The organism is Streptomyces sp. NPDC006368, assembly GCF_040612535.1.
GTDB lineage: Bacteria > Actinomycetota > Actinomycetes > Streptomycetales > Streptomycetaceae > Streptomyces.
The window spans coordinates 17,777-32,189 of sequence record NZ_JBEXQK010000013.1; the positions used below are offsets into that span (position 1 = coordinate 17,777).

11 protein-coding genes are annotated in these 14,413 nt (G+C 74.4%); 2 read left to right on the top strand and 9 right to left on the bottom strand.

The annotated features are described in order from the left end of the window. The first annotated feature begins 45 nt into the window (after window positions 1–45). Entirely contained in the window at window positions 46–3,375 is a 3,330-nt protein-coding gene (locus ABZZ38_RS12895) for a BTAD domain-containing putative transcriptional regulator (protein WP_356738747.1), read from the top strand. A gap of 43 nt (window positions 3,376–3,418) precedes the next feature. On the opposite strand, the gene ABZZ38_RS12900 is transcribed toward ABZZ38_RS12895, so the two are convergent. The 3 genes from ABZZ38_RS12900 to ABZZ38_RS12910 form a co-directional block, all read right to left on the bottom strand. Next, complete coding sequence (locus ABZZ38_RS12900; RefSeq protein WP_356738749.1) at window positions 3,419–4,258, bottom strand: alpha/beta hydrolase; 840 nt, start codon at window positions 4,256–4,258, stop codon at window positions 3,419–3,421. Window positions 4,259–4,325: 67 nt separating this feature from the next. Beyond that, window positions 4,326–5,660: an FAD-dependent monooxygenase gene (locus ABZZ38_RS12905; RefSeq protein ID WP_356738751.1), complete on the bottom strand. Its 1,335-nt coding sequence runs from the start codon at window positions 5,658–5,660 to the stop codon at window positions 4,326–4,328. Window positions 5,661–5,739: 79 nt separating this feature from the next. Then, window positions 5,740–7,299, bottom strand: coding sequence for an MFS transporter (locus tag ABZZ38_RS12910; RefSeq protein ID WP_356738753.1), 1,560 nt, complete (start codon window positions 7,297–7,299; stop codon window positions 5,740–5,742). 348 nt (window positions 7,300–7,647) lie between these two features. On the opposite strand from ABZZ38_RS12910, the gene ABZZ38_RS12915 reads away from it, so the two are divergent. Beyond that, the gene (locus tag ABZZ38_RS12915) at window positions 7,648–8,859 is read left to right on the top strand and encodes a PP2C family protein-serine/threonine phosphatase (RefSeq protein WP_356738755.1); all 1,212 of its coding nucleotides are present in this window, start codon (window positions 7,648–7,650) and stop codon (window positions 8,857–8,859) included. Between the two features lie 24 nt (window positions 8,860–8,883). Here the strand turns inward: ABZZ38_RS12915 and ABZZ38_RS12920 are convergent, their stop codons facing one another. From ABZZ38_RS12920 to ABZZ38_RS12945, 6 genes are read right to left on the bottom strand one after another with little or no spacing between them, the layout of a single operon-like run. Further along, window positions 8,884–9,618: a GntR family transcriptional regulator gene (locus ABZZ38_RS12920; RefSeq protein WP_356738757.1), complete on the bottom strand. Its 735-nt coding sequence runs from the start codon at window positions 9,616–9,618 to the stop codon at window positions 8,884–8,886. Between the two features lie 45 nt (window positions 9,619–9,663). Then, window positions 9,664–10,665, bottom strand: a complete 1,002-nt coding sequence (locus ABZZ38_RS12925; RefSeq protein ID WP_356738759.1) for a proline racemase family protein — start codon at window positions 10,663–10,665, stop codon at window positions 9,664–9,666. Between the two features lie 2 nt (window positions 10,666–10,667). Further along, window positions 10,668–11,570, bottom strand: a complete 903-nt coding sequence (locus ABZZ38_RS12930) for a dihydrodipicolinate synthase family protein (RefSeq protein ID WP_356738761.1) — start codon at window positions 11,568–11,570, stop codon at window positions 10,668–10,670. Then, entirely contained in the window at window positions 11,570–12,901 is a 1,332-nt protein-coding gene (locus ABZZ38_RS12935; RefSeq protein ID WP_356738763.1) for an NAD(P)/FAD-dependent oxidoreductase, read from the bottom strand. The genes ABZZ38_RS12930 and ABZZ38_RS12935 overlap by 1 nt, the downstream gene beginning before the upstream one ends. Continuing rightward, window positions 12,891–13,199: a (2Fe-2S)-binding protein gene (locus ABZZ38_RS12940; RefSeq protein ID WP_356738765.1), complete on the bottom strand. Its 309-nt coding sequence runs from the start codon at window positions 13,197–13,199 to the stop codon at window positions 12,891–12,893. Before ABZZ38_RS12940 ends, ABZZ38_RS12935 begins: the two co-directional genes overlap by 11 nt. Next, the gene (locus tag ABZZ38_RS12945) at window positions 13,196–14,401 is read right to left on the bottom strand and encodes an FAD-dependent oxidoreductase (protein WP_356738767.1); all 1,206 of its coding nucleotides are present in this window, start codon (window positions 14,399–14,401) and stop codon (window positions 13,196–13,198) included. Before ABZZ38_RS12945 ends, ABZZ38_RS12940 begins: the two co-directional genes overlap by 4 nt. Window positions 14,402–14,413: the final 12 nt, after the last annotated feature.

Here is a 14,413-nt window from a genome sequence, read left to right on the forward strand (position 1 = left end):
CATCGGGCAGGTCAGGCGGGCAGTGGCCCACGTTACGCTGACCGTATGCGATTAGGGGTGCTGGGGCCGGTGGAGGTTTGGGGAGGGGACCCCACGCACACGGTACGGGTCCCCGAGTCGAAAGTGCGCGTGCTGCTCGCCGTGCTGCTGGCTCACCGGGGGAACCCGGTTTCCTCCCCCCGGCTCGTGGAGGCGCTGTGGGACGGTGCCGAGCTCACCACCCGGCCGACCGCGTCGCTGCAAGCCAAGGTGTCCCAGCTGCGCCGCGTACTGGAACAGGCGCGCGAAGGGGGACGCCGCAGCGTTGCGCGCCGGGGCGAGGGCTATCTGCTGGACGTGGAGCACGGGGCGCTGGACGTGGACGCCTTCCGCGATCTGGTGGCGCGGGGCATGGCCGCCGTGGAGCCGGGCCGGCGGGCCGCCGCGCTGTCGGACGCGCTGGGGTTGTGGCGAGGGCCCGCGTTCGCCGGATTCGCCGGCCATCCCCTGGTGCGGGCCGTGGCGGAGGGGCTGGAGCAGGAACGGCAGGGATGCGCCGAGGAGCTCGCGGCAGCGCGCCTGGAGCTCGGTGAACACCAGGTACTGGTGGGGGAGCTGGCCCGGATGGTCGCCGAGCACCCGCTGCGGGAGCGGTTGCGCGCCGTGCAGATGACGGCGCTGTACCGGGCGGGGCGCGGTGTGGAGGCGCTGGAGAGCTACGCGGAACTGCGGGCGCGGCTCAAGGAGGGACTCGGGCTGGAGCCCGGCCCGGAACTGCGGGAGCTCCACCGGGCGATCCTGCACCACGACCCCGCGCTCGCCGCGCCCGGGCAGCCCGGGCGGGCGTCCGCCGGAATCACGCGCCGGAGCGGAAACGTACCCCTCCAGGTCAACTCCTTCGTGGGCCGGGAGGCCGCGACGCGGGAGGTGTGCGCGCTGGTGCGCGCGCACCGGCTCGTCACGCTCACCGGTCCCGGCGGGGTCGGCAAGACGCGGTTGGCCATCGCGGCCGCCGCGGAGCTGGACGCGGAGTTCCCCGACGGGGTGTGGCTGGTGGAACTGGCCGGAACCCCGGTCCCGGACGCCTCCGCGGGGCCGGGGCCGCTGGCCGAACGGATCCTCGGCGCGCTCGGCGTACGGCAGGACCGGTCGTGCACCGAGGAGCGCGTGTGCGACGCGGTGCGGCAGCTGGCCGACGCGGTCGCCGCGCGCCGGATGCTCCTCGTGCTCGACAACTCCGAGCACCTGGTGGACGCGGCCGCGGACCTGACCGTGCGGCTGCTGGACGCGGCGCCCGAGCTGCGCGTGCTGACCACCGGCCAGGTCCCGTTGCGGATCTGCGCCGAGCAGGTGTGGCCGGTGCCTCCGCTGGAGCTCCCCCCGCGGCGGCTGACCGACCCCGCCGCGCTGCGGGAGTTCAGCGCGGTGCGGCTGTTCTCCGAGCGGGCCGCGGCCCACGACCCGGGTTTCGTGCTCGACGCCGTCACCGCGCCGCTCGCCGCTTCGATATGCCGACGGGTCGACGGTATTCCGCTGGCCGTGGAGCTGGCCGCCGGACAGCTGCCCGTGCTGGGTCTTGAGGAGCTGGAAGCCCGGCTCGACGACCGGTTCCAGCTCCTCAACCGCGGGTACCGCGACGCACCCGGCCGCCAGCGCACCCTGCGCGCCGCCATCGACTGGAGCTGGAGCCTGCTGGAGGAACAGCAGCGAGCGGTGCTCCGCCGGCTCACGGTCTTCCGCGAGGGCTGCCGCCTGGACGCCGCGGAGGCGGTCACGGCCGGTGAGGGTCTCGCCCCCGAAGAGGTGCTGGAGGCGCTCACGGAGCTGGTGGATCGCTCACTGGTGGTGCACACACCGGGTCCGGCGGGATCCCGCTACCGGCTCCCGCAGTCCGTCGCCGCCTACGCCCAGCAGCGGCTGGAGGAGGCCGGTGAGAGCGCGGCGTGCGCCGCGCGGCACCTGGAGCACTGCACCGCGCTGGCCGAGGAGGCCCAGGGCCGGCTGCACTCCCGCGGCCGGCGCCACCGACTGGACCTGCTGGACGAAGAGGCGGGCAACTTCCAGCGGGCCCTGGAACACGCGCGGACCACCGGTGCTGCGGGCCGGGCTCTGCGCCTGGCCTGCGCCCTGGCCTGGTACCGGTACCTGCGGGGCCGGCTGAGCGAGGCGCACCGCACGCTGACCGAGGCGCTGGCCGTCCAGGGCGATGCGCCGGAGCCGCTGCGCGCGGAAGCGCGCCTGTGGCAGCGGGGGTTCGGCCTGCTGCTGGGTGGAGCGGCGTCCGGCGAGGACGGCGTGGACGTGGCGGCGGCCACCACGCGAGCCCCGTACGCGCCGCTGCCCCGGCCGCCCGCGGACGCCGCGGGACACGCCGCCCCGGGGGTCGCCCGCGCCGGCTGGTTCCTCGGTATGGCGCTGTGGAGCACGGGCGACACCGCGGCGGCCACCGAGCAGCTGCACGCGGTGCTGCCGGCGTTCCGCTTCCTGCGGGACACCTGGGGTGTGGCCGCCGCGCTCACCATGCGCGCGGGCATCGCCCTGACCCGGGGGGAGCTGGCCGGCGCCCGCGCCGACGCCGAGGAGGCGAGGGCACGGTTCGGTGAACTCGGCGACGACTGGGGCGCGCTGCGCACCGGTGCTCTTCTCGGCACGCTGGCCGAGATCGGTGGGGACTACGAACGAGCCGGCCGCCTCCACCAGCAGCGGCTTCGCGACGCCCAGTCACTGGGCATGGGCACCGAGATCTCCCAGGCACTGTCCGGACTGGGCCGCATCGCCCTGCTGGAGGGCCACTTCGACCAGGCCGACGAACTGCACGCGCAGGCGCTGCGGTTGGCCGTCGACCAGGGTCATCGACCGGCCCAGCAGTTCGCCGCGCTGGGGCTGGCGATGTCCGCCCGCCGACAGGGGCGGCTGATCGAGGTGGAGGAGACGCTGGGGCCCTGGCTCGCCGCGAACCGGCGCGACGGCGACGAACCCGGCCTCGCCCTGGTCCTGGCCGAACTGGGCTTCGCCGCCGAACAGCGCGGCGATGCCGCCCGGGCTCTGGAGCTGCACCGTGAGGGGCTCGCGGCCGCCCGCCGGACCGGTGACGTGCGTGCCGTGGCGCTGGCGCTGGAAGGCCTGGCCGCCGCCCATGCCCGGTGCGGCCGGCATCGCAGGGCGGCGGTGCTGCTGGGCGCCGCGGGGCAGGCCCGCTCCGCCGCCGGCGCTCCGCTGCCGCCCGCGGAGCAGGGTGACGTCAGCCGTGTCCGTGCCCTTCTGGACACCGCTGCCGACCCCGCAGGCCTGTCGGAAGCGTACGCCGAGGGGCGCCGCCGCCCGCTGGACGAGGTCGCCGGTGATGAGCAGGCCGTTGCTCAGGACGCCGCCCCGGTCGGGTGCGCGGCGGGTTGAGCCCCGCCGCGCACCCGGCGAACCGCCGCCCGGGTGGTCAGTGTCAGGCACCGCCGGAGGTGCGGCGGATGATCTCCTGAGCCACGAGTTCGGGAACCTCCTCCGGCTGCCAGTGCGAGGCGTCCTCGAGCGTCACCAGGCGGTACGGGGCGGTGACGTGCGTGGCGGTCCGGTCCGCGGCGAGGTTGCTCACCGACGGGTCGGCGCGGCTCCAGATGAAGGTGGTCGGCACGGTGACCTCCCCGATCGGCGCGGTGTCGTCGAAGAGCGTCCCGGTCCGGTACCAGTTCAGGGCCGCGTCGAGCGCTCCGGGCTGGGTGTGCACCGCCATGTAGCGGTCGATCTGTTCACCGGTGAGGACGGTGTCGGCCACGTGGTACCACCGCCTCAGCCCGTCGGCGCCGTCGGACAGCATCGCCTCCGCCCGGCCCGGCGCGGTGAGGAAGTCGACGTACTCCGAACTCGCCCGCTGCTCGGGGTCGTTGCGGAACGCGAAGCGGTAGGCGTCCAGGTGCGGGAAGGCCACCGCGGTGAGGCTGCTGATGCGGTCGGGGTGCCGTGCCGCCAGGTACCAGGCGACGATGGCGCCCCAGTCGTGCCCGGCCACATGGGCCTTCTCTATCCCGAGGGCGTCGAGGACACCGAGGGCGTCGCCGGCCAGGTGGGGCAGCCCGTACTCCTCGGTCTTGGCCGGGCGGGCGCCGGGCGAGTAGCCCCGCTGGTCGAAGGCGATGCTGCGCAGTCCGGCCTCGTCGAGGTGGGGGACGACGTCGAGCCAGGAGGCGCGGCTCTGCGGGAAACCGTGCAGGAGCAGTACGGGCGTTCCGTCCTCCGGGCCGCTCACATCGGCGTCGAAGACCAGGTCGCCTACAGAAATCCGCATGGGTATCACCTCTGGGGTCGAGGGGGTGGACAAAGGGGGAGGGGAAAGGGCGCCGCCGGTGCGGGGTTCAGGCCTCGGCACGTTCCAGAGCCCGCAGGAAATCAGGGTGGGTGAGCGCCGTGGGCGCGTCGACGAGGCCGAACACCCGGATCAGCGCGGTGGCGATGTCGCCGTCGTGCACCGCGGCGCGCTGGACGCGGGCCAGGTGTTGGTGGGTCGCCAGGGTCTCGGCGGTGCGCTCGCCCCGTACGCCGGGGAAGGCGAGATCACCGCCGATGGACATCGCCCAGGCGCCGTCCAGTACGTCCGCGGCGAGTGTCCGGAAGAACGTCAGCGGGTCCTCCGCCGTCCCGTCTCCCCCGTTGTCCAGGTGACTGCGGAGGGTGAGCGCGGACAGCGCGGCGACCGTCATGCCCTGGGCGTAGGAGGGGTTGAAGCTGCACACGGCGTCACCGATCACCAGCAGCCCGTCCGGCAGGGCGGACGTGTGCTCGTAGAAGCGGCGCAGGTTGGCCGGGAAGCGGTACCCGACGGGCTCGTGCAGCAGCTCGGCTTCGGTGAGGGCCTCGTGGACCCCGGCGACACCGAGGGACTTGACGAAGGTCAGGAGGCCTTCACGGTCGGTGGGCGGATGGTCTCCGAGGATGCCGTAGGCGGTGACGACGGTGCGCCCTCCGTCCACCTCGCTGAGGATGACGCCACGTGGCAGTTCGGGTGAAGCGACCGCGTTGAGTGCCATGCCGCCCTGATAGGGGTCGCTGCGCAGACGGAAGTGCGCGGTGGTGTAGCCGAGGCCTATGGGGTGCCGTGCCTCGTCCACCCGGGGATATCCCAGTTGCTCCAGCCAGGCGGGCGTCCGCGATCCGCGCCCTGTCGCGTCGACGACCAGATCGCCTTCGAGGTCGCGGTGGCTCCCCTCCTCGTTCTCGGGCCGCAGGCGCACGCCGTGCACCCGGGGCCGGTGTTCGTCATGGATGAGTCCCTCGATGTGGTGCCGTTCGAGGAAGGACACGTTGCGCAGGGCCGCGACACGGCCGCGGACATGCCGTTCGAGGAACGGGCGGCTGGAGGTCAGGGCGACCAGTCCGGACCGGGCGGGTTTCAGCCGCTCGCCCCGCATGTACCAGCGGACGTCGCCGACCACGTCGCCCTTGGCCGCCCCGTGCGCGGCGAGTTCGGCGGTGATCCCGGGGAAGAGCTCCTCTATGATCTGCTGCCCGCGGGCGAGCAGGCCGTGCACGTGGTGGCCCTGTGGCACGCCCCGCCGCGGACCGGCCGACGCTCTCACGTCGTCGCGGTCGACGAGGGTGACGGTCTCGTACGACTCACTGAGGACCCTGGCGGCGAACAGCCCCGCCATGCCCGCTCCGAGAACAATCGCGTGCTTCCGGGTCCGACTCATGTTGATCACCTCATACGTGTGGTGGTGTGTCCCGGCACCGCTGGTGCCGGGGTCGGCCTGGTGTGGCGTAGTCGCCGGTTCAGTGCGCGCTCGCGGCCGCCGGTGGTACGGCGTCCCCGGGGGCCGCGGCCCCTTGCCCGGACGGGTCGGCCGGCTCGCTGTCGTCTCCGCCGGAGATCGCCGGGACGTTCCGCAGCAGCACCAGGACTCCGGCGATGGTGAGCAGGGCGAAGCCGCCGCTGACCAGGGAGGCCGTGTGGAAGCCGCTGGTGAACGCGGCGCGCGCGGCGCCGAGCAGCCCCTCACCGACGGCGCCGGGCAGCTGCCCGGCCGCGGACACCGCCCCGCCGATGGTGTCCCGAGCGGCCTCCACGGCGGCCCCTGGTGCGTCCGCGGGTGTCAGCCGTGCGACCTCGTCGCGGTAGACCGCGGTGGCGACGCTGCCGGGGACGGCGATCCCCATGGCGAGGCCGATCTCGTAGAACGTCTGACCGGTCGCGGCCGCCGAGCCGGCCTTCTCCGCCGGTGCCGAACCGACCGCGAGCGCCGTGCCCAGGACGCTGATCGGCGCGACGCCGAACATGATGACCGCGAGCGCGGCGGACGCCTGCACGGTCCCCGAGCCGTCGCCCGGCACCCGTGCGGCCATGGCGAAACCGATCAGCGAGACCAGCAGGCCGGCCACGAGGACGTGGGCGGGGCGCGTCCGGCGCGCGAAGACCGGTGTCAGCTGCGAGCCCGCCACCAGCCCCGCCGCCCCCGGCAGCAGCCACAGCCCCGCCTCCAGCGGCGACTTGCCCGCCACCATCTGCAGGTACTGCGGGACGAGCACCTCGACGCCGTTGAGCGCGGTCATCCCGAACAGCAGGGTCACCAGGGCGCCGAGGAACGCGCGGTGCCGGAACAGGCCCAGATCCAGCAGCGGATCGGCCAGCCTGAGCTGCCGCCGCAGGAACAGGCCGCCGAACAGGGCTCCGGCCACCAGCGCCAGCACCACCTGTCCGCCCATGCCGTGCTCCGCGGCCCGCTTGACCGCGTACACCAGCGGCAGCACACCCAGCAGGAACAGCACCATGCTCACCACGTCCAGCCGCCCCGCCTTTGGCGCCCGGTACTCGGGCAGCAGCGCCGGGGCCGTGACCAGGGCGAGCAGCATCACGGGCACGCCGATCAGGAAGACCGAGCCCCACCACCACTGTTCGAGCAGCACGCCGCCGACCACCGGTCCGGTCGCGAGGCCCACCGACAGCGAGGTCACCCACATCGCGATCGCCGTGGCCCGCTGTCGGGGGTCGGCGAACATGTGGTTGATCAGGGCCAGCGTCGACGGCAGCACAGCGGCCCCGGCCACGCCGAGCAGGGCGCGCGCCCCGATGAGCATCCCCGGGCCGGTCGCGTACGCCGCCGCCAGCGACGCCACGATGAACCCGACGGCACCGAACATCAGCAGCTTGCGTCGGCCGATCCGGTCACCCAGGGTGCCCATCACGACCATGGTGCCCGCGGTGAGAAACCCGTAGATGTCAATGATCCACAGCAGTTCACTGCTGGACGGCCGCAGGTCCGCGGTCAGATCGGGCGTCGCCAGCCACAGCACGCCCAGGTCCACCGTCATCAGCATCGTGGGCAGGAGCAGCATCGCCAGCCCGAACCACTGTCGCGGCCCGGCCCGCCGGGGAGAAACTCGAACGACATCAGAAGGCATGGAAGATCACCAATCCGCTCCGCAACACACTGTCCGGGGTGCCGTCGCCCTGGCCCGACCGGTGCCGGGCGCCCCGGGCCCCATCGTGCGGACGACCGCTTCGGGGAACGTTCGGGAGCGCTTCGGAGCGGATGCGCGCGGACTCCGGGAAGCCGCGGCCGATGCCGTCACCACCGCCTCGTCGACGCGGGGCGGCGCCGCGCGGTCACGACCGCGAAGAGTGATCGCGGTAATTGGCGGAACGCTCCGGGGCACAAGATGCGGCAAGCGAAGGAGGCTGTCGTGGGCAAGGAGACGCTGGATCTGGGGGAAGTTCTGGCCGAGGCCGAGAACGCCTCACCGGTGGAGTCGGTGGACGTCGTCGCGCTGAGCCTGCAGAAGCGGTTCGGCGCGGCCTGCGTGTCGTTCCTGTTCGCCGACCTCGTCGGGCACGAGCTGATCCGCCTCACCACCGCGGACGGGCCCGCGAGCGGCCGGATAGGGGAGCGCATCGGGCTGCGGGGCAGCGTGTACGAGAGGGTGCTGCGGACCCAGAAGCTGCACCAGGAGACGGACGGCGAGGGCAGTCGCCGGGTGATCGCACCGGTCACGAACCGTGGGGACCGCGTCGGTCTGCTGGAGATGACGCTCCCCCACACCGATGACGCGGTGCTCCAGCAGGTGGGGGAGGCCGCGCACGCCCTGGCGTACATCATCGTCACCGACCGCCGCTTCACCGACCTGTACCACCTGGGCCGTCGCACCTCCCCGACCAGCCTGGCGGCGGAGATCCAGCACCAGTTGCTGCCGTCGGCGCCCTGCTGCGAAGCGGCCCAGTTCACCGTCGCGGGCGATCTGGTGCCGGCCGACGACATCGGCGGCGACACCTACGACTACGCCCTCGACCGCGACACCCTCCACCTGTCCATCACCGACGCCATGGGCCACGACACCGACTCCGCCCTCCTCGCGACCCTGCTCCTGGGCGCCCTGCGGGGGGCCCGGCGCGCCGGGTGCGACCTCGAGGAACAGGCCCGCCGGGCGCACCGGGCGCTGTTCGAGCACGGCCGCGGCATGGCGACCGGCCAGCTCATGCGCATCGGCCTGGAGGACGGCAGGGTCGAATGGATCAACGCCGGGCACCCGTGGCCGCTGCTCCTGCGCGACGGGAACATCGTGCGGCTCGACGTCGCCGTCAACCTGCCCTTCGGTGTTCCCTCCCCCACCCCCTACCGGGTGCAGCGTCTGGACCTGCACCCCGGTGACCGGCTGATCATGCTCACCGACGGTATGCAGGAGCGGGCCGCGGCGGAGGTCGACCTGCCGGCCCTCGTCCGGGAGACCCGGTCCCTGCACCCGTGTGAGGCCACCCGGGTGCTCGTCAACGCCGTGTACGAGAACTGCCAGGGCCGCCTTCAGGACGACGCCACCGTCCTGTGCCTGGACTGGCACGGCACCCGTCACACGAACAGACGCATCGGCATGGAAGCCGACGCCGTCGACGTCTGGGCATAGCGGGACGCCTTCGGCTCCCGGCTGTCACCTGTCGCCGGCGTCCGCGGGGACGGACACGTCGGCGCCGTTTCGGGAGCGGGCCCACAGCGACCGGACGTGGCCCAGGTGGCGGGCCATGCACGCCTCCGCGCCCGCCGCGTCACCGGCCACCATCAGGTCGAGCAGCTCGTGGTGCTCCCGCGCGGAGGCGACGAGCAGACCGCGCTCGTCGAGGGCCGTCAGGCCGTACAGGCGTGAGCGTTTGCGCAGGTCGCCCACGGTCTCGACGAGGCGGTCGTTGCCGGAGAGGGACAGCAGGGACAGGTGGAAGCGCCGGTCGGCGTCGAGGTAGCCGATCAGGTCGTGGTCGCGGGCGCTGGTGACGATCTCCTCGGCGACCGGCCGCAGCGCCTCCAGCTGCCGTCGGGTGGCGGCGTCGGTGACGGAGGAGCCGGTGACGGCGCCGACGGTGGGCACCTCGATCAGCGCCCGCAGCTGCGTGTACTGGTCGAGGTCGCGCTCACTGACCTCGGTGATCCGGAAGCCCTTGTTGCGTACGGGCTCGACCAGGCCCTCGCGGGCCAGTTCCAGCATCGCCTCCCGCACGGGTGTCGCGGAGACGCCGAAGCGGGTGGCGAGGCCGGGCGCCGAGTGCACCTCGCCGGGGCGCAGCTCGCCGGAGATGAGCGCGGCGCGCAGGGCGTGCGCGACCCGGTCGCTCAGGCGCTCCTGGGTGGGGAGCGTGGTGATCCGGGTGCGAAGTTTCAGCCGGTCGCCCATGGTGTCACCTCTCTCCCCCTGTGTGACGGGTCAGCGTATCGGCTCTCACAGCAGAAAGCCCGCGGGGAACGGGTCCGAGGGGTCCAGGAAGTACTGGGCGGTGCCGGTGATCCAGGCGCGGCCGGTGACGGTGGGGACGACGGCGGGCAGGCCGGCGACGGTGGTCTCCTCGATGAGGCGGCCGGTGAACTCCGTACCGATGAAGGACTCGTTGACGAAGTCGCGGCCCAGTGGCAGGTGCCCGCGCGCGTGGAGCTGGGCCATGCGGGCGGAGGTGCCGGTGCCGCACGGGGAGCGGTCGAACCAGCCGGGGTGGATGGCCATGGCGTGCCGGGAGCGGACGGCGTCCGAGCCGGGGGCGGCGAGGTAGACGTGCTTGACGCCGCCGATCCGCGGGTTCTCGGGGTGGACGGGGCGTTCGGCGGCGTTGATGGCGTCCATGAGGGCGAGCCCGGCGGTGAGCAGGTCGTCCTTGCGGGCCCGGTCGAAGGGCAGGCCGAGGGCGTCGAGTTCGACGAAGGCGTAGAAGTTGCCGCCGTAGGCGAGGTCGTAGGTGACCGTGCCGTGGCCGGGGACGTAGACCGTGCGGTCGAGGGCGGCGCAGAAGGCGGGGACGTTGGTGAGGGTGACGGACGCGGCGGCGCCGTCCTCGACGCGGACGTCCACGGAGACGAGCCCGGCGGGGGTGTCGAGGCGGACGGTGGTGACGGGTTCGGTGACGGGGACCATGCCGGTCTCGACGAGCACGGTCGCGACGCCGATGGTGCCGTGGCCGCACATCGGCAGCAGCCCGGAGACCTCGATGAAGAGGACGCCGTAATCCGCGTCGGGCCGGGTCGGGGGCTGGAGGATCGCGCCGCTCATGGCGGCGTGGCCGCGCGGCTCGTACATGAGCAGGGTGCGTACGTGGTCGAGGTGTTCCATGACGTGCAGGCGCCGTTCGGCCATGGTGGAGCCGGGGAGGGTGCCGACGCCGCCGGTGATGACGCGGGTCGGCATGCCCTCGGTGTGCGAGTCGACGGCGTGGTAGACGTGCCGGGTGCGCATCGCTACGCGAGTCCTTCCGCGAGTGCCTTCTCGGTGGCGGCCCGGACGGTGGCGTACTGCTCTTCGGTCAGCGGGGTGCGGGGCGGTCGGACGGGGCCGCCGTGGCGGCCGGCGAGGTCCATGGACACCTTGATGGCCTGCACGAACTCCGGCCTGGAGTCCCAGCGCAGGAGCGGGTGCAGGGCGCGGTAGAGCGGCAGGGCGGTGTCCAGGTCGCGGGCGGCGGCGGCCCGGTGGAGGGCGACGCAGGCGCCGGGCAGGGCGTTGGGGTAGCCGGCGATCCAGCCGACGGCGCCGGCCAGGGCCAGTTCCAGCAGGACGTCGTCGGCGCCGGCCAGCAGGTCGAGGCCGGGGGCGAGTTCGGCGATCTCGTAGGCGCGGCGCACATCGCCGCTGAACTCCTTGACGGCGACGATGCTGCCGTCGCCGTGGAGTTGGGCGAGGAGCCGTGGGGTGAGGTCGACCTTGGTGTCGTAGGGGTTGTTGTACGCGACGACCGGCAGGCCCGCCTTGGCCACTTCGGCGTAGTGGGCGCGCACGGACCGGGCGTCGGCGCGGTAGGCGGTGGGCGGCAGCAGCAGGACGGACCCGGCGCCCGCCTCGGCGGCATGGTCGGCCCAACGGCGGGCGTCGGCGCTGCCGTAGGCGGCGACCCCGGGCATGACGCGGGCCCCGTCACCGGCGGCCTCGACGGCGACGCGGACGAGACGGGCCCGTTCCTCGTGGTCGAGGGTCTGGTACTCGCCGAGCGAGCCGTTGGGGACGACGCCGTCGCAGCCCTGTGCGACGAGGTGGGCGACGTGTTCCGCGTAGGCGTCGTAGTCGACGGAGAGAGTGGCGTCGTCCCGCAGGGGGACGGCGGTGGCGACCATGAGGCCGCGCCAGGGGTGAGGGCGCTCGTTCATCATGCGGCTCCTGGTGGTTGTGCCAGATGACTCAGCGGTACGGGACAGGACAGCGGGCGCCGGTCGGGCGCCGGGTCCTCCCCCGCGAGGCGGGCGACGGCCTGGCCGCAGACGCGGCCCTGGCACCAGCCCATTCCGGCGCGGGTGAGGAGTTTGACGGTGCGGGCGTCGCGGGCGCCCAGCTCGGTGACGGCTTCGCGGATCCGGCCGGCGGTGACCTCCTCGCAGCGGCACACCTCGGTGGCGCCGTCCAGCCAGTCGGTCCAGCCGGGGCCGGGCCGGTGGACGGCGGCCATCGCGTCGGCGAAGGCCCGCAGGCGGGCGCGGCGGCGGACGAGTACGGCGGCGCGGCGGGGGTCCCCGCCGGCGAGGGAGAGGGCGGCGATCTCGCCCTCGGTACGGGCCAGGTCGGCGCCGCCGACGCCGCAGGTCTCCCCGGCGGCCCAGACGCCGGGTACGGAGGTGCGCTGTTCGGTGTCGACGTGCAGGGCGGGGGTGGAGTCGGGGGTGCGGCGGGTGGCGCAGCCCAGTCCGGTGGCGAGCTCCAGTTGCGGGACGAGGCCGTGGCCGACCGCGAGCGCGTCGCAGGGGATGCGGCGCCCGGTGCCGGGGACGGGGCGCCACGCGCGGTCCAGGCGGGTGACGGTGACGGCTTCCAGCCGGGTGGTGCCGTGGGCGGCGGTGACGGCGTGGCGGGTGAGGAGGCGGGTGGTGCGGCGCAGCAGGGCCGCGCCGTGACCGGCGCCCTCGGTGAGCTTGCCGGGGTTGCGGGCGAGGGCGGGCAGGTGGCGGGCGTACGCGGTGGGGTCGGCGGCCTCGACGAGGGCGGGGACGCGGGCGCCGGCGGCGGCCAGGGTGCGGGCGACGGCGAGCAGCAGGGGGCCGCTGCCCGCGACGACGACGCGACGGCCGGGGAGGACGCCGCCGGACTTCAGCATGGCCTGGGCGCCGCCCGCGCCGACGACCCCGGGCAGTGTCCAGCCGGGGAAGGGGAGTTGGCGTTCGTGGGCGCCGGTGGCGAGGAGGACGTTGCGGGCGCGGACCGTGGCCGGGGTCTCGTCGGCGCCCACGACGGCGTGCAGGAGCCAGCCGTCGGCGTCGCGTACGACGGTCCACACGTGGTGGCCGGGCAGGTGGCGGACGCCTCCGAGGCGCCGCACCAGGTCGCGTGCCGCCCGGGGGACGGTGCCGTGGGCGGGGTGCCGGTGGATCTGGCCGCCGACGCGTTCGCCCGCGTCGAGCAGCGTGACGCTCAGCCCGAGCGCGGCGGCGGTGCCGGCGGCGGCGAGCCCGGCGGGCCCGGCGCCCACGACGGCGAGGTCAGCGGTCATGGCCGGTGCCCTCCTGCGTGGTGACGGCGTCGCCGGGGCGGGCCGGGACGAGGCAGGCGCGCCGGTTGGGGCGGCCGTTGACGGTGGCCAGGCAGTCGTAACAGGTGCCGATCCCGCAGAACGCGCCGCGCGGGGCACCGCCGCCCCGGGTGGTGCGCCAGGTGAGGATGCCGGCGCCCCACAGGGCGGCGGCGATGGTCTGGCCGGGCCGCGCGGAGAGGGGGCGCCCGTCGAAGGTGAGGGTGAACGGCGGGCCCGGGTGAGCGTGTTCGGGCTCCACGGCGGGGGTGCGTGTCATCGGGCGGCTCCGGGCTCGTCGGTCGGGCGGGGCGTTGCACGAGGGTCGAAGCGGTCGGGGCGGAAGGGCCTCAGATCCAGGGCCGGCCGGTCGCCGCGCAGGGCGGACGCGATGAGCATCCCGGTCGCCGGGGCGAGGCCGATGCCGGCGCCTTCGTGGCCGCAGGCGTGGTGGAGGCCGGGGACGCGGGGGTCGGGGCCGATGGCCGGGAGGTGGTCGGGCAGGTAGGGGCGGAAGCCGTGGTAGGCGCGGATGGCCCGTACGCCGCCGAGGACCGGGAACAGCGCGCTGGCCTGGGTGGCGAGCCGCCGCAGCGCCTCGGTGGACAGGGTCCGGTCGAAGCCGACGCGTTCGCGGGTGGCGCCGATGAGGACGGGGCCGGCGGGGGTTCCCTCGACGACGGCGGAGGACTGGAGGGCCGCCGAGTCGCTGGCGACGTCGGTGACGTAGTCGGCGGCGTACACCTTGTGGCGCACCAGGCGGGGCGGCAGGGGTTCGGTGACGAGGACGAAGCCGCGGCGGGGCCGTACGGGCAGGTGGGTGCCGGCCAGTTCGGCGAGCCGGCCGCCCCAGGTGCCGGTGGCGTTGACGACGGCCGGGGCGTGGAGGTCGCCGTGCGTGGTGCGTACGCCGCGGACGGCGCCGCGCGGGTCGGTCAGGACGGCCGTGACCTCCGCGCCGAGCCTGACGTCCGCCCCGGATGCCCGCAGGAGCTGGGCGGCGGCGCGGGCGGGCTGGAGCTGGGCGTCCTGTGGGTAGTGGAAGCCGCCGGCGAGGCCGGGCGCGAGGTGCGGTTCGAGGTCGCGCAGCCCGTCGGCCGGGATCTCGTGCGCCTCGGCCCCGGCGGCGCGCTGTCGGCGGGCGAAGGCGCGCAGGGAGGTGAGGGCGGTCTCGTCGGATGCGATGACGAGACCGCCCTTGGGCTCGTACTCGGCCTCCGGTGGGAGGGTTTCGGCGAGTTCGCGCCACAGTCGGGTGGACAGCAGCGCGAGGTCGAGCTCGGGGCCCGCCTCCTTGTCGGAGACGAGCAGGTTGCCCTCGCCGGCGCCGGTGGTGCCGCCCGCGACGGGGCCGCGGTCGACGACGGCGACGGCGAGGCCTGAGCGGCCGGCGTAGTAGGCGCAGGCCGCGCCGACGACTCCGGCGCCGATGATCACGGCGTCCAGGGTGGTCGGCCCATGACTCACGTGTCGCGTGGGCACGGCAGTAATATT